The sequence below is a fragment of the Lysinibacillus sp. NPDC059133 genome, assembly GCF_042755925.1.
Lineage (GTDB): Bacteria > Bacillota > Bacilli > Bacillales_A > Planococcaceae > Lysinibacillus.
In genome coordinates this window covers 23,264-44,638 of record NZ_JBHZDH010000046.1, presented here as the reverse complement: position 1 = coordinate 44,638, position 21,375 = coordinate 23,264, and the positions used below count along the sequence as shown (strand labels likewise).

Annotated in this window: 17 protein-coding genes; 13 read left to right on the top strand and 4 right to left on the bottom strand. The window is 37.6% G+C overall.

Annotation, left to right across the window (positions count from 1 at the left end; translation table 11 throughout):
- The first annotated feature begins 133 nt into the window (after positions 1–133).
- From ACFXN8_RS19920 to ACFXN8_RS19880, 9 genes are all read left to right on the top strand, one after another.
- Positions 134–1,429, top strand: a complete 1,296-nt coding sequence (locus tag ACFXN8_RS19920; RefSeq protein WP_386847390.1) for an arsenic transporter — start codon at positions 134–136, stop codon at positions 1,427–1,429.
- A 612-nt stretch (positions 1,430–2,041) separates the two neighbouring features.
- Positions 2,042–3,784, top strand: a complete 1,743-nt coding sequence (locus ACFXN8_RS19915; protein ID WP_386847389.1) for a methyl-accepting chemotaxis protein — start codon at positions 2,042–2,044, stop codon at positions 3,782–3,784.
- A gap of 85 nt (positions 3,785–3,869) precedes the next feature.
- Positions 3,870–4,445 carry a YdcF family protein gene (locus tag ACFXN8_RS19910; protein WP_386847388.1) on the top strand — a complete coding sequence of 192 codons (576 nt, stop codon included), beginning with the start codon at positions 3,870–3,872 and terminating at the stop codon, positions 4,443–4,445.
- A gap of 74 nt (positions 4,446–4,519) precedes the next feature.
- Positions 4,520–6,217, top strand: coding sequence for a M3 family oligoendopeptidase (locus ACFXN8_RS19905; RefSeq protein WP_386847387.1), 1,698 nt, complete (start codon positions 4,520–4,522; stop codon positions 6,215–6,217).
- Positions 6,218–6,453: 236 nt separating this feature from the next.
- A complete protein-coding gene (locus ACFXN8_RS19900; protein WP_386847386.1) occupies positions 6,454–7,533 on the top strand; it encodes an AI-2E family transporter in 1,080 nt (359 codons plus the stop codon).
- 11 nt (positions 7,534–7,544) lie between these two features.
- Complete coding sequence (locus ACFXN8_RS19895; protein ID WP_376072417.1) at positions 7,545–8,156, top strand: NUDIX hydrolase; 612 nt, start codon at positions 7,545–7,547, stop codon at positions 8,154–8,156.
- A 443-nt stretch (positions 8,157–8,599) separates the two neighbouring features.
- On the top strand, positions 8,600–9,064 hold the full coding sequence (locus ACFXN8_RS19890; RefSeq protein ID WP_386847385.1) for a hypothetical protein: 465 nt from the start codon (positions 8,600–8,602) through the stop codon (positions 9,062–9,064).
- A gap of 22 nt (positions 9,065–9,086) precedes the next feature.
- Entirely contained in the window at positions 9,087–9,278 is a 192-nt protein-coding gene (locus ACFXN8_RS19885) for a hypothetical protein (RefSeq protein WP_376072425.1), read from the top strand.
- 18 nt (positions 9,279–9,296) lie between these two features.
- Complete coding sequence (locus tag ACFXN8_RS19880) at positions 9,297–9,908, top strand: alpha/beta hydrolase (protein WP_376072427.1); 612 nt, start codon at positions 9,297–9,299, stop codon at positions 9,906–9,908.
- A gap of 51 nt (positions 9,909–9,959) precedes the next feature.
- Here the strand turns inward: ACFXN8_RS19880 and ACFXN8_RS19875 are convergent, their stop codons facing one another.
- The 3 genes from ACFXN8_RS19875 to ACFXN8_RS19865 form a co-directional block, all read right to left on the bottom strand.
- On the bottom strand, positions 9,960–12,071 hold the full coding sequence (locus ACFXN8_RS19875) for an MMPL family transporter (RefSeq protein ID WP_386847384.1): 2,112 nt from the start codon (positions 12,069–12,071) through the stop codon (positions 9,960–9,962).
- Between the two features lie 371 nt (positions 12,072–12,442).
- Entirely contained in the window at positions 12,443–13,459 is a 1,017-nt protein-coding gene (locus tag ACFXN8_RS19870) for an inorganic phosphate transporter (RefSeq protein WP_376072433.1), read from the bottom strand.
- A gap of 20 nt (positions 13,460–13,479) precedes the next feature.
- Positions 13,480–14,100, bottom strand: a complete 621-nt coding sequence (locus ACFXN8_RS19865; RefSeq protein WP_323647740.1) for a DUF47 domain-containing protein — start codon at positions 14,098–14,100, stop codon at positions 13,480–13,482.
- A 492-nt stretch (positions 14,101–14,592) separates the two neighbouring features.
- Between ACFXN8_RS19865 and ACFXN8_RS19860 the strand changes: the two genes are divergently transcribed.
- Together ACFXN8_RS19860 and ACFXN8_RS19855 are read left to right on the top strand one after the other, a co-directional pair.
- Positions 14,593–15,279, top strand: a complete 687-nt coding sequence (locus ACFXN8_RS19860; RefSeq protein ID WP_386847392.1) for an ABC transporter ATP-binding protein — start codon at positions 14,593–14,595, stop codon at positions 15,277–15,279.
- Position 15,280: 1 nt separating this feature from the next.
- Complete coding sequence (locus tag ACFXN8_RS19855) at positions 15,281–16,600, top strand: ABC transporter permease (protein ID WP_376072437.1); 1,320 nt, start codon at positions 15,281–15,283, stop codon at positions 16,598–16,600.
- A gap of 118 nt (positions 16,601–16,718) precedes the next feature.
- On the opposite strand, the gene ACFXN8_RS19850 is transcribed toward ACFXN8_RS19855, so the two are convergent.
- Entirely contained in the window at positions 16,719–17,879 is a 1,161-nt protein-coding gene (locus ACFXN8_RS19850; RefSeq protein ID WP_386847383.1) for a class I SAM-dependent methyltransferase, read from the bottom strand.
- Between the two features lie 182 nt (positions 17,880–18,061).
- Here ACFXN8_RS19850 and putP point away from each other — a divergent pair, with 182 nt between their 5' ends.
- Positions 18,062–19,549 (top strand): sodium/proline symporter PutP, encoded by a 1,488-nt coding sequence (gene putP / locus ACFXN8_RS19845; protein ID WP_376072443.1) that lies wholly within the window; start codon positions 18,062–18,064, stop codon positions 19,547–19,549.
- A 161-nt stretch (positions 19,550–19,710) separates the two neighbouring features.
- Complete coding sequence (gene hflX / locus ACFXN8_RS19840) at positions 19,711–20,997, top strand: GTPase HflX (RefSeq protein WP_376072446.1); 1,287 nt, start codon at positions 19,711–19,713, stop codon at positions 20,995–20,997.
- The last annotated feature ends 378 nt before the right edge of the window (positions 20,998–21,375 follow it).

Genomic DNA, 21,375 nt, shown 5'->3' with positions numbered 1-21,375 from the left:
CATCGGTAAAAACGCCACGTCCTGTGGCATTACCGAAATGACCGACATCGTGTCGGCCCTCGTGCAGGCCTAAGCACAAAGCCGATTCCGGACGCGATTATGCCGAGGCATAATTGATTTAGGGAGGAAAACGGTGCAAGCTATTTTAGCGATTGCAATATTTTTAGTAACTTTATTTTTTGTAATAGTGCAGCCACGTAAAATATCAATCGGCTGGTCTGCTTGTTTTGGTGCTGCAATTGCGTTAACGCTCGGAGTTGTTACCTGGCAAGATGTTGTTGAGGTGACAGGGATTGTTTGGAATGCAACGTTATCGTTTATAGGAATTATTTTTATTTCACTTATTTTAGACGAAATAGGATTCTTTGAATGGTCTGCCCTACATATAGCACGCGTGGCAAAGGGAAGTGGTATACGCTTATTCGTTTACCTTTCCTGTCTAGGTGCTATTGTTTCAGCATTATTTGCCAATGATGGTGCAGCTTTAATACTAACACCAATTGTTCTCGCAATGATCCGTAAATTGAATTTAACCGATAAAATGATCTTTCCATTTATTATTGCAAGTGGCTTTATAGCAGACACAACATCCTTACCGTTAGTCATTAGTAATTTAACAAATATTGTGTCGGCAGACTATTTCGGTATTGGATTTATGGAATATGCCCTACATATGCTGATACCGAACTTAGTTTCTTTACTAGCAAGCATAGTTATACTTTATATTGTCTTTCGCCGTTCGATTCCAAAAGAATATTCACTCGAGGCAGTTGATAATCCAAAGCTTGCCATTCGTGATTCGAGATTATTTTTATTATCATGGTATGTTATAGCCATTCTATTAGTTGGTTTCTTAACGAGTGAGTTTTTCAAAATTCCAGTGTCATTTATTTTATGTGGTGTAGCAGCTATCTTTTTCCTACTAGCACGACGTAGCCATATTGTAGATACAAAGAGAGTTGTGAAAGGGGCACCGTGGAATATTGTGTTCTTTTCTATCGGTATGTATGTGGTTGTTTACGGCTTGAAAAATGTAGGAATGACAGGATTGCTAGCAAGTCTATTAGAGCACGCTATACAGCAAGGGTTGATGGTAGCGACAATAACGATGGGGTTTGTAGCAGCGATTTTGTCAGCTATTATGAATAACCTACCAACTGTAATGATTGATGCATTAGCTATTGCTGAAACTAGTGCAACGGGAATTATTAAAGATGGGCTTATTTATGCAAATGTCATCGGCACAAATTTAGGTTCTAAAATGACACCGATTGGCTCACTTGCGACATTGTTATGGCTCCATATACTGAAGCAAAAAGGAATAAAGATTGGCTGGGTTCAGTATTTGAAAATAGGTATTATTTTAACAATCCCAACCCTTTTCGCTACTTTAATAGCTTTAGTGATTTGGATTAAAATCATATCATAGGCGAGAACTAAGATAGTGTCTAAACATTTTAACTTCTTTCAGTAAATGTCTCTTGTAACGAAAGTGCAACGGCAGTTACAGAAGTCTCACACCTCTATAGGTGGTGTGATGAATACAGTTTTAAGTCACTTTTCAGCGGGTGTCCAAACTTCCGCTGAAATAGAGGAACTCAGGCTAAGAACTTTACATCCTGTGAAAACGCCTGAGTGACCAACATCGTGTTGGCCTAAAGCCCCCGGCCGATTCCAGACGCAATTATGCCGAGGCATAATTGATTTAAGATAAAAATCAAAAAACTATTTTTCTATAAGGCATATCCCTGTAGAAAGATAGTTTTTTCTTAACGATTGAAATGTGTATATGCATATTTGAAGCTCCTCTTTAAAAATTTGGAATCATATTTGTTAGATTTGGAGTGAAGGCTGAACGCCCCCCAGGAAAGGGCCCAGTAGGAATGGAAACCACCCCCCACGTTAAGTTATCAAGCATATTTGCGTAAAAAGGCGAATAATTCAAACATAAATTACGTTTTACCCATTGTGGAAAATTCCAAATCATAACATAATATAGATTAATAGTCATAGTGAAAGAGGAGAAGAGGGGGGCTAAAGCATGAAGTTTTCACGTTCGATACAGGGGAAACTAATTATCATTTCATTAGCATTATTAATTATCCCTAGCTTAGTTATAGGTTTAGTTAGCTATAGTAAAGCAAAAAAAGGTATGGATGATATTGGTGAACAAGTTATTAAAAATAGTGTTGAATCTTCTTTGCAATTAATAGAGCTTGCAAATGAGAGTGTTAAAAGGGGCGACGTTCCTTTGGAAGTTGCACAGGAGCGAGTGCGGGAGGCGTTTCTAGGACCAAAGGATAGTGAAGGAAAGAGGCCAATTAATTATCCTGGAGACTTAGGAGAGTATGGTTATCTATATGTTTTAGATGATAAAGGGACATTGACAACCCATCCGACTCGAGAAGGGGATAACCTATGGAACGATCAAGACAGTAGCGGAAATTACTTTATTCGGGAAGTAACCGAAAAAGCACTTGCCGGTGGGGGATATACTCAATATGAGTTTGCGCTACCGGGTCAAGATGTATTAGCTGATAAAATAATTTATTCTGCAAAGGATCCTAATTGGGGATGGATCATTGTATCAGGTACATATATGCAAGATTTTAATAAAGGGGCTAATTCATTATTACTCGTTATTGGTATTACATTATTAGGTGCCATCATTATAGGTACTACAGTTGTCATAATGGTTTCAAGACATTTAGCTTTACCAGTGCGAAAATTATCTAAACGTGTACGTGAGGTAGCCAAGGGGAATTTAACTGTAGAAATTGAAAATCTACAACGCTCAGATGAGATTGGTCAGTTAAATGAAGGCTTTAATGAAATGGTTGATCAACTGAAAACATTAATTACAGATGTAGAGGAAGCTATTGTAGAAATTCAATCGACATCGTCAAATTTAACATCTGTGACAGAGGAAACAAACGCTTATGGAGATGAAATAGTAAAAGCGATAAATGAGGTTTCAAACGGTGCAGTAATGCAAGCTTCAGATGCAGAGGATACGAATAGAACTGCCATTGATTTTGCACAACAGATTGAAGTATTGCATGACAAAAATGAAGTAATGCTTGATGCATCTCAACATATGAAGCGATCCAATCAAGAGGGGCTCTTAAATTTAAAGAGCTTAAAAGAGACATCACACGAGTCTTCAGAAGTGATTAATAATGTTCATGTTGTATTTAATAGCTTAATTGTGAAAGTCAGGGAAATTGAAGGGATTGTCGGTACTATTACGGAGATTTCTGATCAGACGAATCTACTTGCATTGAATGCATCTATTGAGGCGGCTAGAGCTGGGGAGCATGGCAAGGGCTTTGCAGTTGTTGCTGAGGAGGTACGTAAGTTAGCGGATCAAACATCTGTAGCAACAGAGCGAGTGCGTACAACCTTAAAGGGAATTGAAAGTGAAACTAATTTGGTGAACGATGAGATGAAGAAAACAAACACCATTGTTCGTCAGCAAAATGATTCGGTTGCCATAACAGAGTCATCCTTTAAGGAAATAGAATTGGCCGTAGAAGAAATCATTTCGATCATTAGAGAAATGACTACAGGAGTAGAATATTTGAATAGCTCAAAGAATAACATTATGCAATCTATCGAAAGCATTGCGATGATTAGTGAGAAAAATGCTGCTGCATCAGAGGAGGTAACGGCATCCGTTGATGAACAACAGCGTGCCATTCAGGTTGTTAGTGAATCTTCCAATGATTTAACAGATGAAATAACAGCGTTACAGGATTCTATTAAGCGCTTTATATTAAGATAATCGATCAGGATGTTTGTACAGTAATTTTAGTACAAGCATCCTTTTTTTTCTCTGCACGTTAATAAATGGTAAGGGGGGATCAATCGTGAAGAAATGGGTAATAAGATTAGGGGTTATACTACTTGCTATTTGTTTTGTTGTTTATATTTGGCTCGGCGAGGAGATGAAACAAGGGGTCCAGCCAGCGGCAAATGGAACAGCTACATACATGATTGTCCTGGGAGCGAAGGTCAAACCGGGAGGAATTCCATCGCTTTCTTTGAAAAATAGATTAGAAGAGGCTGTAAAGTATTTGAAAAAGTATCCTCATGTAAAAGTGATTGTGTCAGGTGGGCAAGGGGCAGATGAAGATCGGACAGAGGCTTCTGTCATGCTTAAATACTTACAGGACAATGGCATTGATACTAATAGAATAGTAGTGGAAGACCAATCTACTTCAACTTATGAGAACTTATTATTTTCTAAAGAACTTTTGCCTAAAGGAACTAAGAAAATAACGATTGTCTCTAATGATTTTCATTTAAAGCGTGCAAAATATTTAGCGGAGTCTTTAGGTTTTGAAGTAGATGTCGTTGCGGCAAAAACGCCAAAATCGGTGGAATTAAAGTTAACGCTACGTGAAAGGGCAGCATTATTAAAAACATATGTATTTGGCCATTAATTTATTTCTTAATACTATAGATTTGGCATATAATAGAAATATAACGGGGTATATGACAGAAAGAGGGGACTTCTATGAAAATATTTAAAGACTATGAATACAGCCGTCCGAAAATTGCGGCAATGAAAGAGCAACAACTATCTTTAATTGACCAATTTAAAAATGCGCAAACGATGGACGAGCAAAGTGAAATAATTGAGAAATTAAACGGATTGAGTAATGACTATGCAACGATGGCGAACTTAGTGTACATTCGTGCTTCGATTGATACAAATGATGAATTTTATCATGCAGAACGCGATTATTTTGACGAGGTTGGACCTGAGTTGGAAGAGGTAACAACAGAGTATTATAAAGCGTTAATCGTTTCACCATTCCGTGAGCAGTTAGAAGAAAAATGGGGTCAGCAATTATTTGATTTAGCAACCTATCAAATTAAAGGCTTTTCACCAGCAGTCATTGATCTAATGCAAAAGGAGAACAAGCTCGTTTCAGAATACAATAAACTTGTTGCCTCTGCGCAAATTGACTTTAATGGTGAAACATTAACGCTTGCTCAGCTTGGACCATATGCAGAGTCTACTGATCGTGAAGTGCGTAAGGCGGCTACGGATGCACGCTTTGGCTTTTTTGCTGATCATGAAGAGGAATTTGATCGACTTTATGATGAGCTAGTTAAGGTACGCCATGAAATCGCTGTTAAATTAGGCTATAAAAACTATGTCGAGCTAGGCTATATTCGAATGAATCGCATTGATTACAATGCAGAGATGGTAAAGAAATTCCGTGACCAAGTTCGTGATTTAATCGTACCTATTGCCACAAAATTATATGAGCGTCAGGCAAAGCGTATTGGTATTGCTGACTTTAAGTTCTATGATGAAGCATTCAACTTTGTATCGGGAAATGCTACACCAAAAGGCGATCCTGAATGGATTGTTGCGAACGGTAAAAAAATGTATGAAGAGCTATCACCTGAGACTGGTGAATTTTTCAACTTTATGATTGATCATGAATTAATGGACTTAGTGGCGAAGAAAGGAAAAGAGAGTGGCGGTTACTGTACATTTATTGAAAACTATCACTCACCATTTATCTTCTCGAACTTTAATGGTACTTCTGGCGATATCGATGTGTTAACACATGAAGCTGGACATGCTTTCCAAGTCTATTCAAGTCGTAACATCGGAATCCCAGAATATTTATGGCCAACATATGAATCTTGTGAAATTCATTCGATGAGTATGGAATTTTTCACATGGCCATGGATGGAGCTATTCTTTAAGGAAGACACCGAAAAATATAAGTTCACACACTTAAGTAGTGGCTTGTTATTCCTTCCTTACGGTGTTGCAGTTGATGAGTTCCAGCATGTGATTTATGAAAATCCGAATATGACGCCAGCTGAACGTAAAGCTGCGTGGAAAAAAATTGAGGAGACATATTTACCACATCGTGACTATGATCATAATAGCTATCTAGAAGCAGGCGGTATATGGCAACGTCAAGGACATATTTATTCAAGTCCGTTCTATTACATTGATTACACGTTAGCGCAAATTTGTGCATTCCAATTCTGGAAACGTTCACGTGAAGAATTTGAAGCTGCTTGGAAGGACTATGTTCATTTATGTGGTTTAGGAGGCTCTATGTCCTTTACGAAGCTTGTGAAAGAAGCAGGCTTAATTTCACCATTTGAGGACGGTTGTGTTGAATCGGTTATTGGTGATATTGAAGATTACTTAAATTCAGTAGAAGATACAAAATTATAGACTACTACGTTATGCGACATTAGTGGAAATTCGCGACACTCCTGTGGGGAAACAATCCGTCCGAGCTTTCTCAGATGCTATAGCATTTGAGGGGCTTGCGAGGATTGCCCGTTGGTGAGTTGCGAATTTTTTAGTTTAGAAACTCTTTTATTTGGAAATTAAATAGTAGGATACTTGCGAAATGGTTAATATATAAGTAGTATTTTCAGTAACTGTGATAAAAGGAAGTGAAGAAAGTGACGAGGAAAGTTTGGTTTCAGGTAGGCGTAGGGGTTTTGCTTGTTCTACTAGTCATTAAATATTTTATAGAGATTCATTGGATTTTTTCGCCGCTTGTAATTATCTTAAAGGCTATTTTTATACCTTTGTTACTTGGCGGTGTGTTGTATTATGTTACGGAGCCGATTCAGAGGTTTTTAGAGAAGCGTAAACTTCCGAGATGGGCAAGTATATTAACGATAATCATTGGACTTATAGCGCTTGTTGGTGGCTTTGGTTGGATTGTTGGTAATCCAATTGCAGTGCAGGTTAATAATTTAGTGAAAAATGTACCACAGATTAGTGCTAGCATACAAGATGCAGCCGATTATGTGTTGCGAAACAAAGATAACTTCCCGCCACAGTTAAAAGATTTTATCGACAATATGGCGAATTCTGTGCAGCATTTTGCCGTTGTAGCAAGTAAGGGGCTAGTTTCGTTTTTACAATCAGTTGTATCCGTTTCTTTATTAGCTATTTTAATTCCATTCTTCTTTATTTTTATGTTGAAGGATCATGAAAAATTTGCGCCGTCAGTTTATAAATATTTCAGTGGTGAACGTCGAGAATGGGTGAAAAAGACGTTAAGTGAAATTGACGATGTTTTACGTAGCTATATTCAAGGACAGCTACAGATTAGTTTTTTACTAGCATCCATTATGTATGTAGGGTATTTAATTATAGGTCTAGAATATTCGTTGCTACTTGTTATATTCGCGTTCTTTATGAATATGATTCCGTTTATTGGACCGTGGATCGCCTTTACACCAGCACTGATTGTGGCCGTTGTTCAGGATCCAGTGTTAGTCATATGGGTGTCTGTTGTCACACTCGTGGCGCAGCAAATCGATAGTAACTTTATAACGCCTAATGTAATGGGGAAAACACTCGATATACATCCGTTAACTGTTATTACAGTTATTTTAGCAGCAGGTAATATTGCAGGTTTCATCGGTATTATCATTGCTGTACCATTTTATGCAGTATTAAAAGTGATCGCATCCAATATTTATGATGAACGTAACGTGATTAAGAAAAAGGCTACGAAGTCTGTATAGGAGTCGAAAAAATGGAACAAGAAATTGTGAAAGTTTTTAATGAACAGCATGAACAGATTGGGACAGCAACGAGAGCAGAGGTACATGAAAAAGGATTATGGCATGAAACATTCCACTGTTGGCTTGTCAATGAGGACTATATCTATTTCCAAATCCGTAGTTCACAAAAAAAGGACTACCCTGGCTTGCTTGATATTACAGCGGCAGGGCATCTATTAGCCGTAGAGACAGTAGAATCAGGAATTCGTGAAGTGAAGGAAGAGCTAGGGCTCGATGTCGACGTACACGAAGTTGTTAAAATGGGCATGACATCTTGTAGTATCGTTTCAGAAAACATGATTGACAATGAATTTTGTCATGTTTATATATATCCATTCAAACATGATTGGGAATCATTTGAACTGCAATATGAGGAAGTGTCAGGAGTCGTTCGAGCAAAGCTTGATGAGGCAGAGGCATTCTTTTTAGGAGAAACAGCTACTCTGAATATTGAAGGCTATGAATATTTCCCTGATGGTCAACGAGCGAAAATTGTGCGCCCGGTAGGTACAGCACAATTTGTCCCTTACCGTGAACTATACGTTGCACATGTTATTCAGTTTGTAAAAGATAAAATGTTATGAATTGTGGGGGACTGGGGAAGTCTTCCGTAAGAATTCTGGCATAATTGTAAAAGGTAAAATCCGCTTCGCTTTCCGTGGACAAGGTATGAGCCGCATCGGTGTGCTTTTGCTTTATCCGTAGGGAGTTTAAGCGGTTTTTTTACCTTATATTAGAATTGTTAGCCCTGACTTTCGTAAATATATTACTATTTTTGTCGCATCATCAAAAGTTAGGGGTATTATTTGTTAAAGCGTAGGCCATGTGAAAAAGTTGATCTTCGTTCCGACTGGGCGACTCCTTGGGGATCATCGGGCGCCCCCGGGAAAGCGCCCAGCCGGAACGGAAATCAACCACACGCTATGGATGAGAAGCCACTATTTTAGAACTGCCTAATTTACTTCGATATAACAGAAAAAATAAGTTATACTGTAAGGTAGATTGAATAGAAAAGGAGCATTTTTATATGCTAACATTTGAACAAAAGCAAGCCATCATCGACTCATTTCCTAAACTGACAAAGAAGGAAATTTCGTTGAAACGCGTAAATTATCACTTTATGGATAGCCTTTATGAAAAGACGATTGTTGTGGAAAAACTACACCCAAATGGCAACGGCTTCGTATTTGTCGGTGATTTATTGCGCTATGAGGAAGAAGCAAATGATAAAGGCCTAGTAAATATTCGTGACTTCGATGAACAACAGCTTCGTGAAATTATTGAAGATGCCATTCAATATTTATCGGAAGAAGCAGAGGAGCAAGAGCCAATCGAAGAGATATGGCAAAATCGTGAAGGTGCTCAATTAATGCTAGCCTTTGAGCAACGTTCGTGGAATGTTTATCATGGAGAAAATTTAGAGGAAGCCTTTGGTACACACGATGCTGCGAAAGAATATTTACTTGAAGAAGGTTTTCGTAAAAAGAAATAAGTAATTCGGGGGATACTAACGAATGAATGGGAAAAAATTAGTGGGAATAGTTATTGTTGTTGTTCTAGCTGCTTGTTTATTTTCAGTATTTACGATCACAAAATTTTATAAAGATCATAAGGAACAGCCAAATAGTGAAAATCGCGAAATTAATAAGACAAAGAGCTTGAATTTAATTTTGCCGCAGGCTACAATTATCTCGAATTCAAGGTAATCGAGAGGTGGACTGTAAATGCAACACGTTTTTCATAAAGGAACAGATGAAACAAAACCAACTTTTTTATTGTTACACGGTACAGGTGGGAATGAACAAAGCTTAATTGGCCTTGCAAAGGAAATTGATGAGACAGCAAGCATTTTAAGTGTCCGTGGAAATGTACTTGAAAATGGTATGCCACGCTTTTTCCGTCGATTAGCGGAAGGTGTTTTTGATATAGAGGATTTAATTTTCCGTACGAAGGAATTAAATGACTTTTTATTAGAAGCGGCACAGCAGTATGGTTTTGACCGTAATCGAGTTGTTGCTATCGGCTACTCTAATGGCGCGAATATTGCTGCTAGCCTATTATTCCATTATGAGGATGCTCTAGCAGGTGCAATCCTGCATCATCCAATGGTGCCTAGACGCGATATTAAATTGCCTACACTTTCTTCTATTCCTGTCTTTATTGGTGCCGGAACGAATGATCCAATGTGTACTGCTCAGGAATCCGAAGACTTAGAGACGCTTTTAACGTCAGCTGGGGCAGAGGTGACAACTGCATGGTTTAATTATGGTCATCAGCTAACAATGCCTGAGGTACAAGCAGCAAAAGAATGGTACGACCGTATTTATTCAAAATAAAGAAAAATCCGCAACCTTTGTGTGAGAGTTCACGGAAGGTTGCGGATTCTTTTATTTTTGTTTCTTCGCGAAAGGTAGCCACCAATTCCAATCCCCAAAGAGCTTCATAAGACTTGGAACGAGCATGAGACGAATAATCGTTGCATCGATGGCGACTGCAATAGCTATACCAACCCCAATTTGCTTCACAGGCATCACATCTGTGAAAGCGAATGCTCCTGTTATAACAATCATAATAAGCGCTGCTGACGTAATGATACGGCTTGTAGAGGTTAGACCATCAATCGTGGCACGTGTATTATCCGCCCCTTTTTGATATTCCTCTTGAATACGAGATATTAAAAAGACTTCATAGTCCATACTTAAGCCGAATACAAGACAAAATACGATTACTGGAATAATTAGGACGATCGAACCAGCTTCAATACCTAAATGTCCATATTGGAAAATGTAGACGAGAATACCGAAGGCCGATGAAAGTCCAATGATATTCATAATAATCGCTTTCAGTGGGATTAAAATAGAGCGGAAAGCGAGCATTAAAATAAAGAATGTTGATACGATAATAATGGCTACAGCCAAGAAGATTTTACTAGAGATTTCATCAAAAATTTCTTGATTGAATTTCGCGTGACCTCCGAGAGCAAAATCGACACCTAAATCTTTATCTTTCCATGTTCGAGCAAATTGTTGAGCAGTAGTCGATGAACCGGCTGCATCCAATGTAATTGGGATAAAGAGTTGTTTATCTTTAGAAAACGTATTTAGAATTGGTGTTAATTGTTCTGCCACTTGGGGAATTTTCAAAGAAGCCGTCAGTTCCTCAGGAGACTTAATGTTAGCCGTCGTATAAATGGTTGATACTTGCTTCACTAGAGGGTCCTCAAGTAACTTTTCTTGAATATTGTAAATAAGCTCTCTTGCCTCACGATCTTGCCAACCTTCCTTACGTTCTGCTAGCAAATATAAAGTTGAGGTATCACCAAGTCCAAACGTTTTGTCTAATTGATCATAAGCTGCACGTGCCTCATATTTTGTTGGTAATGAATCCACCTGAGGAATTGTAAGTTTAATATCCTTCAATGGAATCATACCAATACCTAGTAATAATAATGCCACAATAATGATGGTCACTGGATGTTTCATGACAAAGCCAGCAAAGCCACGCCAACGATTTGCACCACCGGGTTTTGCACGTAATAGGCGCCATTTATTAAGGCGATCTCCTAATAACATCATCGTAGCAGGTAGTAAGGTTAAGCCAGAAAGTACTGCAAGGAATACAACAATTGCGCCTCCTAAAGCGATATTTTGAAAAATTTCAACGTCGATGACAATCATGGCACCTAAGCCGATCATGACACAAACAGCAGAAAAGATAATAGAGCGACCAGCTGTCTCTATCGCCGTTTGAATAGCCTGTACAATGGATGTATGTGCACGTTCTTCGCGATACCGGTTAATAAACAACAAGGCAAAATCAATGCTTAATGCAAGTCCAAGCATTGGTACTATATTTAACACAAAAATCGATAAATTGATATTACCGCTAAACAAAGTCAAAATTCCAAACGCAGTGACAACAGTAACAACCCCGATAATGATAGGTAAGATTGAAGCAACGACAGTACCGAAAGCTAGTAATAGCACTATGATAGCGATTGGTAAGCCTATTGCTTCCGCTGATGCTAAATCCTTTTGACTTGCTGTATTGATATCTGCTGAAATAACAGGCCCACCTGTAATGCTCACACCATCATTCTCTATTAATGAGCGAATGTCTTTCACAACATCAGGTAGATGATCAACATTATTTTTAATATGAACCATGGCATAAGCTATACCATTCTTTTGTAAAGAGGGATCATCAAGTGGTGACTGGATTGAATGAATCTCCTTAACTTTTTCTAATTTTTTTAATGTATCTTGAATTTTCTTATCGTCAGCTGGATTGAAGACGACCAAAATTGTATCAGAAGGCATATCAAATGTTTTTGCAAGCTCATTTGTTACGTAGGTATGATCGCCTTTAACAAAAAAACCATCTCCATGAAGCTTACTTGGAAGTTGTATGGCAAACATAGCCATGGTAATAAAAATTACGAACCACAAGGCTACGATAGCTTTAGCATGGGTTGTTATAAAAGCTGAAAAAGTTTTCATAGTAGGTACTGTCCTCCTTTTTAAAATAGTGTAAAGGATGTGTCGCATTTTGTCGTGTGACAATGAAAAGACTCCTGTTCAACAAGGAACAGGAGTCTTAGTATCGATCAAAATCAATTATGCCTTGGCATAATTGCGTCCAGAATCGGCTTTGTGCTTAGGCCTGCACGATGCAGGTCAGTTAGCCGTTATCGCATGGATGCGATGATTTTTAGGCTAACATCCTTTAAGCACTCCTTTCCGATTCTATGACATCCGCCGGAGGCTTTGGGCCAACGTGATGTTGGTCACTCAGTCGTTGCCACAGGACGTGGCGTTCTTAGACTGAGTTCCTCTATTTCAGTGGGTGTTTGGACACCCGCTGAAAGAAGTTAAAAGAATAACGATAACAAAAAGTAAATAATAGCTGCCATAACTGCAGAAATTGGCATTGTAATAACCCAAGTAGTTACAATTTTACGCGCCATACCCCAGTTCACACCACGTACACGTTGTGCAGAGCCGACACCCATGATAGAGGAAGAAATAACATGTGTTGTAGATACTGGTAGGTGAATTAATGTAGCACCGAAGATTATTGAAGCAGATGCTAAATCTGCTGCAACTCCGTTTACAGGACGGATTTTCATGATTTTACCGCCGACTGTTTTAATAATTTTATAGCCACCGATAGAGGTACCAAGCCCCATTGCAGTTGCCGCTGCAGCTCGTATCCAGAAAGGAATTTCATCTCCTGAATGCAAACCACCAGCGATTAACGCCATCGTCATGATCCCCATTGCCTTTTGTGCATCGTTTGTACCATGTGTAAAAGATTGAATTGCAGCTGTGAAAATTTGCATCGTACGGAAACCTTTATTCGTACGATATAAATTTAAGTTTTTAAACCATAATTTAAACAGTGTCATCATAATAAAGCCAGCGCAAATCGCAAGGATTGGTGATAGCACTAGGGCCATAATGATTTTAGTGAAACCACCATAGTTTAGAACTCCGAAGCCGGCAGATGCAACTGCTGCACCAGCAATGGACCCAATCAGAGTATGTGAAGAACTCGATGGAATACCGAAATACCATGTTAGTAAGTTCCAAATAATAGCGGAGATTAATGCTGCTAAAATAACGATTGAGCCTGTCGTGTCTCCTTCAAAAGCATTTAAAGAGAATGGATCTACAATGTCTTTTGTTAGAGCCTTTGCAACACCGACGAAAGTAATAGCTCCGATAAAGTTCATCGTCGCAGCCATCATGATAGCTACGCGAGGTTTTAATGCTCTAGTGGAAACTGAAGTTGCGATAGCATTTGCTGTATCATGGAAGCCATTGATAAAGTCAAATGTTAGGGCAAAGATAACGACCAGTACGGTTAGAATAATGATTGTGTTCATTGTAAGTGCCCATCTCCTAATTACGCGTTACGCATGATAATTGTTTCCATAGTATTTGCAACGTTTTGGCAATGATCAGCGATATCTTCAAGTTGTTCATATATATCTTTATATTTAATAATTCGAATTGGATCTTTTTCATTTAAAAATAGTTGTTTAATAGACGAACGTTGTACTTCATCACACTCACGCTCGTAATCTTTAATTAGAATTGCGTGTGGGCGCATGCCAATAAGATTCTTTTTCTTTAACTCTTCTGTTGCTTTCACAATTTCATCTGCACCTTTTGAAATATAGCCTAAGAAAGTACGCATCGATTCGTCAACTTCTGTTAGAGAGAACATTTCAAAATGAGCGATACAATGCTCCGTACCATCTAATACGTCGTCCATACGAATTGCAAATTCTAGAATGTCTTCGCGCTCGATAGGTGTCATAAATGATTTGTTTAGCATCACGATTAGTTCGTGAATGAGCTTATCACCAGCTGTTTCGTAATTTTTCATAGTAATGCTAATCTCTTTTAGGTCAGCTACACTGTTAATACGAAAATCATTTGCGTAATGTACGGCCTCTCTCATATTCTCAGCAATTTTATGCAAAGCTATAAAGAAAGGGTCTTGTTTTTTTGAGTTAAGCATGTAAATCGAATCCTCCTGGATATAAATAAATTGGCCTCTAAACTTTACTATCATAACAAAATCTTTAATTTATCTACATAAAATTCTTCTATTCTCCATAAAACTTTACAATCCTGTAATATACAATTTGTTCATAAAATAATAAGGGCATTACTGTATTTGTTTTTATTAATACAGAAAAGAACCTTGAGAGTAGGTTTTGTAAAGAGTTGCCCCTTCTGTTTCATACAAAAAGATGCTATTGGAACATAAAATTTCGAATAAATTTTTGAATGAATTGTAAAGAGAATGTAAAGGAATTGTTTTGTTAATAGTTTCTCCTTTTCTTAAGAATATCTTCATTTTTATCCTTCAACTTTATTAAGAATTCTTTACTACAATGGAGAAGGAAAGGCTCATAACCTAAAATCTAGGATGACTTTTGTAGGAAAGGAAATCAACCTACGTTATGGTGATGAATCTAAAGAATGTGGAAGGGGCGTTTATTTGAAAATGATTCAAGTCGAAAACTTACAACATACATTTTTAATTGGAAAGAAAGGCAAGGAAAAGCAGGTTCCGGTATTAAAAGGTGTTAACTTTGAGGTGAAAAAAGGAGAGATTGTCGCAATTGTTGGTAAAAGTGGCTCCGGTAAATCAACCTTATTACAAATATTAGCTGGATTTATGAAATCCGAACAAGGATCTATTAAGGTAAACGGAAAGGAAACAGCTAATCTCACTGAAGTAGAAAGTGCAGCTTTTCGCTTGCAACAGTTCGGATTTATCTTTCAAAACTTTCAACTGATGCCAGGCTTAACAGCGTTTGAAAACATAGAACTACCACTGAAGTTACAAGGTATCAAGAAAGCTATGCGCTCAGAAAAGGTAAAAAAATTAATGGACAAGGTTGGTTTAACGGAGGTGGCAGACCATTACCCAAATGAATTATCGGGCGGTCAGCAACAGCGTGTTAGTATTGCGAGAGCCCTAATTACAAATCCACCTATTTTGTTGGCAGATGAACCGACAGGAAGTCTTGATTCGGAAACTGAGCAAGATATATTGCTGCTCATTCAAAGTCTAAACCGTGAGCTTGGTTTAACATTTGTCATCATTACTCACGACGAGGAAGTAGCAACAATAGCACATCGACGTTTCCGCATGTACGACGGGGAACTTGTAAAGGAGAAAGCATAACATGTTATTTAAAGATCAATTAGATTTTGTTACACAGCATATAAAGAAAAATAAATTACGTGTGTTTATGACAGTACTAGCGGCAACGATGGGCTGTGCATTTTTGATTGTCCTCGCATCAGTTGGGTTTGGGCTTCAGGATTCCATACGTAATGAAATATTATCGGATGAAAAGGTTACGAAAATTCAAGTGTTTGGTAATGATCAATTTACAGAGGAACAAATCCATGAAATAAAAAGTATAGAACATGTGGAAACGGTACTCGAAACGATTACTGTCAATGCATCTGCGCATTCATTTTTTGAGGGTCGAGATACACAATCTGATGTATACGTTGCGAATATGCATGATTTTGAGCAAGTAAATGGCAAGCTTGAGGAAGGGAAATATCCAACAAAGCCAAACGAAATCGTTGTAGGTTATCATTTTGCTCAAACATTAATAAATGATGCTGAGCGTAAAATTATTGAAGAAAAGAGTAAAAAAGCTGAAGCAGAAGGCACGTATTATAATGGTAGTGAGGAAGGTTATAAGGACTCATTAATTGGTAAAGAGATCGAATTATCATTAATGCCACATGCTGATGGGGCAGAAGAGACAGAGAAAATGAAATATACGATTGTCGGTGTTATGAAAAAGCCTTCTTATGATTGGATGATCAATAGCTCTATCTATATGGATACAGAGCAAAAGTCAATGTTAACTTCAAATTTAGCTGCAACAGGTAAAGTTAAAGAGGATGACATGTTTTATTCGGAGTTCAATATTTTTGCGGATAGCATGGAAAATGTAAAGCCGATATTAGATAAACTAAAAGACAAAGGCTATAGTGTTTATTCAGTTACTGAACAATTGGATCAAATGAATGTATTTTTCCTAGTTTTAAAAATCGGCTTAATATTTGTAGGAACAATTGCTGTCTTGATCGCCTCGATTGGCATTTTCAATACAATGACAATGGCAGTTACAGAGCGTACTCGTGAAATTGGTGTTTTAAAGGCAATCGGAGCAAGTCCAAAACTTATTCAACGATTGTTCTTAATGGAAAGTACGTTCATTGGTATTATTGGTACTTTGATAGCGGTAGCCATTTCATATGTTATTAGCTTTGTAGCAAATGCTGCATTGCCTTTAATTCTAGAAGCAGCAACAGGTGAAGATGCATTTAGTAAAAGTGAAATTACATTTTCACTTATTCCTTGGCAGCTCGTTCTTATTGCATCAGCGATTAGTATTGGGGTAGCGATGATTTCAGGCTATCGTCCAGCACGTAAGGCCACAAAAATTGACGTTATTCAAGCATTACGACAAGAACTATAATAGAAAGAAGGCGGTCCAGAAGTTACTGGACCGCCCTTTTAATTTGATTAAGCAAATTCAGAAATACCCGCGGAAGGAGCGTGAATACCTGTGCTTCGCTCACAAATACCGCGGCATTTTATAGGTAAGCTTGTAACTCATTCGCTAAAAATGGCTTGGCATTTAGCAACTTTAAAAAGGTATCATAGTTAGCGCGCTGTTCAGAGCTCGGCTTTTTACCAGTATGATAGGCTCTTATTAAAATGTTTTTCGGTGTATTTTCCATATCTATAAATTCCAGCAATTGTGCCTCATAGCCAACGAGTGATAAAATTTCCGCTCGGATTGAATCCGTTGCGAGCGCTGCAAAACGCTCGCGTACGAGACCGTGCTGAAGCATGATATCAAGAGTTGGTGTATTAAGCTGGCGATTTAGCTCATGCTGGCAACAAGGGACACTTAAAATAACGCTTGCTCCCCATTTCACAGCGCGGGCCAATGCCATATCAGTGGCAACATCACAAGCATGTAGCGTTACCACCATGTCCACAGCAGACTCCTCGTTATAATCATTAATATCTCCTACTAGAAATTCGAGTTGTTCATAGCTTAAATCCTGTGCGATTTGTGAGCATTCTTCAATGACTTCCTTCTTTAAATCCAAACCAGTGACACGAATGTCTAAGCCTTTTTCGATTTTTAAATAATGGTATAAGGCGAATGTTAAATAGGATTTACCTGAACCGAAATCTAAAATACGAACCTGACGATCCTTTGGTAAATATGTTAATGCATCATCAATAAATTCGATGAAGCGGTTGATTTGTTTAAACTTATCGTATTTTTGTTTTTTTATTTTTCCTTCTTCTGTTTGCACCCCGAGACGAATTAAAAACGGGTACGGCTTATCCTCTTCCAGTAAATAATTTTTCTTGCGATTATGCGCTAAATTGACTTGCTTTGGCGTTGAGGACTTATCAGATTTCCATAGTACTTTGTTCTTTTTTGATAGCTGCACTTGTATTTTTTCATCAATAAAATCAACATGTGCTTGACGGTAATCGTTAAAAAATGCTTCTAGCTTCTCAGAGAAATCTTCTAATAGAACATTTTCATGTTTTAAAATACGTTCAAATTGATATTCAACTTGTATATGGTAAGTATCCTTTAGTAATAAAGGTTTTAGTTTTATACGTTTTACTTCGTTTGATTTCATACGTGGTTGACTGATTGTGGCAGTAACGAGTTGCTGTTGTAATATCCGCTCTATAAGATGAGCTTTCATTTCTTCAAATGTCATATATTTCGCCTTCTTTATCGTGTTATAGATGGCACTAGTTTAACACACTTTATGAAATGTGATGCTAGTATAAATTTCAGAATTCACTTTTTGAATATTTATAGGTTATTTTGTATATTTGTGGTATTTTGATTATAGAGAATTATTAATAAATAGACTAAAGGGGAAATAGGGGGAAATATATGTCTGAAAACACATATCAATTACTTGCAATTATTATTTATATGATCGCCATGCTAGGAATCGGCTGGTATGCATTTATTAAAACATCGAATTTAACGGATTACATGCTCGGGGGGCGTTCGCTAGGACCTGCTGTTACAGCGCTAAGTGCAGGTGCAGCAGATATGTCAGGTTGGCTGTTAATGGGTTTACCGGGTGCGATCTATTTATTTGGACTTGCAAAGGCTTGGATTGCCATTGGTTTAACAATTGGCGCCTATTTGAATTGGCTATTGGTAGCGCCGAGACTGCGTGTATATACACAAGTTGCCAATGACTCAATTACTATTCCAAGTTATTTAGATAATCGTTTACGTGACAATACAAAGCTAATAAGAATTGCATCAGGTATAATTATTTTAATCTTTTTTACATTTTATGTTTCTTCAGGAATGGTAGCGGGGGGCAAATTTTTTGATAGTTCATTTGGCTATGAATACCATACTGGCTTATTAATTGTATCTGCTGTTGTTGTGGCGTACACATTATTTGGAGGATTTTTAGCAGTTAGTTATACAGACTTTTTACAGGGACTTATTATGTTTGTAGCACTTATTACTGTACCGTTATTTGGATTGTCTTTAACAGGTGGACTCGGAGACACACTAGCATCCATTAAAGCCGTAAATCCTGAACATCTAAACTTATTATCTTCACATGCAACAACAGCACTAATTATTTCATCACTTGCATGGGGACTAGGTTATTTTGGACAACCACATATTATCGTACGCTTTATGGCCATTAGCTCAGTAAAAGAAACTAAGCAAGCTCGCCGTATCGGTATTGGCTGGATGATGTTAAGTTTATTCGGAGCGATTGCCACAGCATTAGTAGGTGTGGCTTATTTTGAACAAAATGCTGGTGAGTTAAAGGATGCTGAGACAGTATTTATTGTACTTGGCCAAATCTTATTCCATCCATTTATTGCAGGTATAATGCTAGCTGCCATATTAGCTGCAGTTATGAGTACGATTTCATCACAATTAATTGTTACTTCGTCAGCGCTTGTTGAAGACATTTACAAAGCATTATTTAATAAAACAGCAGATGATAAGCATTATGTCTTTATTGGCCGTGTCGCTGTTTTAGTTGTAGCTATTGTCGCAGGGATTTTAGCATGGAATCCAGATAGTTCTATTTTAGACTTAGTGGGCTTTGCTTGGGCTGGCTTTGGTGCAGCGTTCGGTCCTGTAATATTGCTGTCACTGTATTGGAGGAAATTAACGAATTACGGAGCGCTCAGTGGAATGGTAGCTGGTGCTGCAACCGCCATTATTTGGGGGAAAATAAAGGTCTTATCAGATACATTATATGAGATTGTTCCAGGCTTCTTAGTTTGCTTAATCGTTGCGGTTATTGTCAGTATTTTGACATATAAACCGAATAAAGATATTGAAGACGAATTCAATCGCACTGAAGTATTGTTAAAAGAAGAACGTAAGTAAATAAATGAAGTGCGCCTTTTGCAGAGAAGGCGCCTTTTTTACGATATACATGTTACTAAAGATAAGAGTTAACTATTAAACGTCACGAATTAGGACATTATATGGTAAGATGAAGAAAATTTGTCGTAGTAGCATCAAAGGCATTGGTGGGAGGTTTGTGGATGGATAGAATTAAAGAAGTAGATATATTGTTGGAAAAAGCTATTTTAGTTGGCGTAAATTTACGGAATGATGAGCATTTTGATTATTCAATGGAGGAGCTAAAAAATTTAGCTGAAGCTTTAAATGTTGAAGTTGCCGGCATTGTCACACAAAATTTAGAGCGCGTTACGCCATCTCATTATGTTGGAACAGGGAAAATTGAAGAAATAAAAAACTTTTATGATGAAGTACAAGCAAATTTAGTGATTTTTAATGATGAATTATCACCTTCACAAATCCGTAATTTAGAGCGCGATTTAGAGACGAAGGTTATTGATAGAACGATGTTGATTTTAGATATTTTTGGACGTCGTGCTAAAACAAGTGAAGCACAGATGCAAGTTGAGTTAGCACAATTGCAATATATGCTACCTCGTTTGGTTGGCTTGCATGCTTCTCTCAGTCGTCAAGGTGGCGGCACAGGGGGTGGCTTTAAAAACCGTGGTGCCGGTGAGACAAAGCTCGAGCTAGACCGTCGTAAAATTGAGGATCAGATTGCGAAAATAAAGAAGGACCTAGAGCATGTAAAGGAGCAACGAGAGACGCAGCGTAAACAACGACGTAAAAATGCCGTCCCTGTCGTTTCCATTGTTGGCTATACGAACGCTGGTAAGTCAACTATTATGAATCAGCTACTTTCGAAAATAGGGCAGGAAGATCATAAGCAAGTGTTTGAAAAGGATATGCTCTTTGCCACACTTGAAACATCTGTCCGTCAAATAGAATTACCTGATAAAAAGACATTTTTATTAACAGATACAGTTGGTTTTGTTAGTAAATTACCGCATCATCTAGTCAAGGCATTCCGCTCAACTCTAGAAGAGGCTCGTGATGCCGACTTATTACTCCATGTTGTGGATGTTTCCAATTCTGAGCACGGCTTTATGATGGAAGTAACAAATGAAACGCTTAAAGCAGTTGGCGTTGAAGGGATTCCGACGATTTATGTGTATAATAAAGCGGATATAGCAAACGTTCCTTATCCTGTTATTAGTGGTGATAATATTTGGATTTCAGCGAAGCAAGGGATTGGATTAGAAGAATTACTGCAAATGATACGTCAGCATATTTTCTCTGATTATGTAACATGTAAAATGCTCATTCCGTACGAACAAGGGAATATCGTTTCTTATTTAAATGAAAATGCCTCTGTCTATGAAACAGCGTATGAAGAAAATGGTACGCTGCTAACAATAGAGGTAAAAGAAGCGGATTACGCAAAATTCCAACAATATGTAATTAAATAATGAATAACATCATTGTTTTAAAAGCATGCTAGAAGCACTTCGTGTTTCTAGCGTGCTTTTTTGTAATCGAAAAAGCGAATTTGTATCGCTGTGAATGAAATTATAGATAATACTAGCTTTTTTGTTTAAAAAGTAAAAAATCTGACTATAAAATATTTTAGAATAATTTCAAGGCGGTTTATAATTTAGTAGATATTTAAGAATCAGAAAACTTAAGAATATCAACGGGTTTCGTACAATTCTATGGAAATCATTCTGAATTTAAAGAAAAGGTGTAAAATTCCAACATTTTTTAAAACTCTTGAAAAAGTTTTTAAAACGCTTTAGTATGGTGAAATAAAGTTTTTATCTTTACTATTGGGTAATAATATTATTATT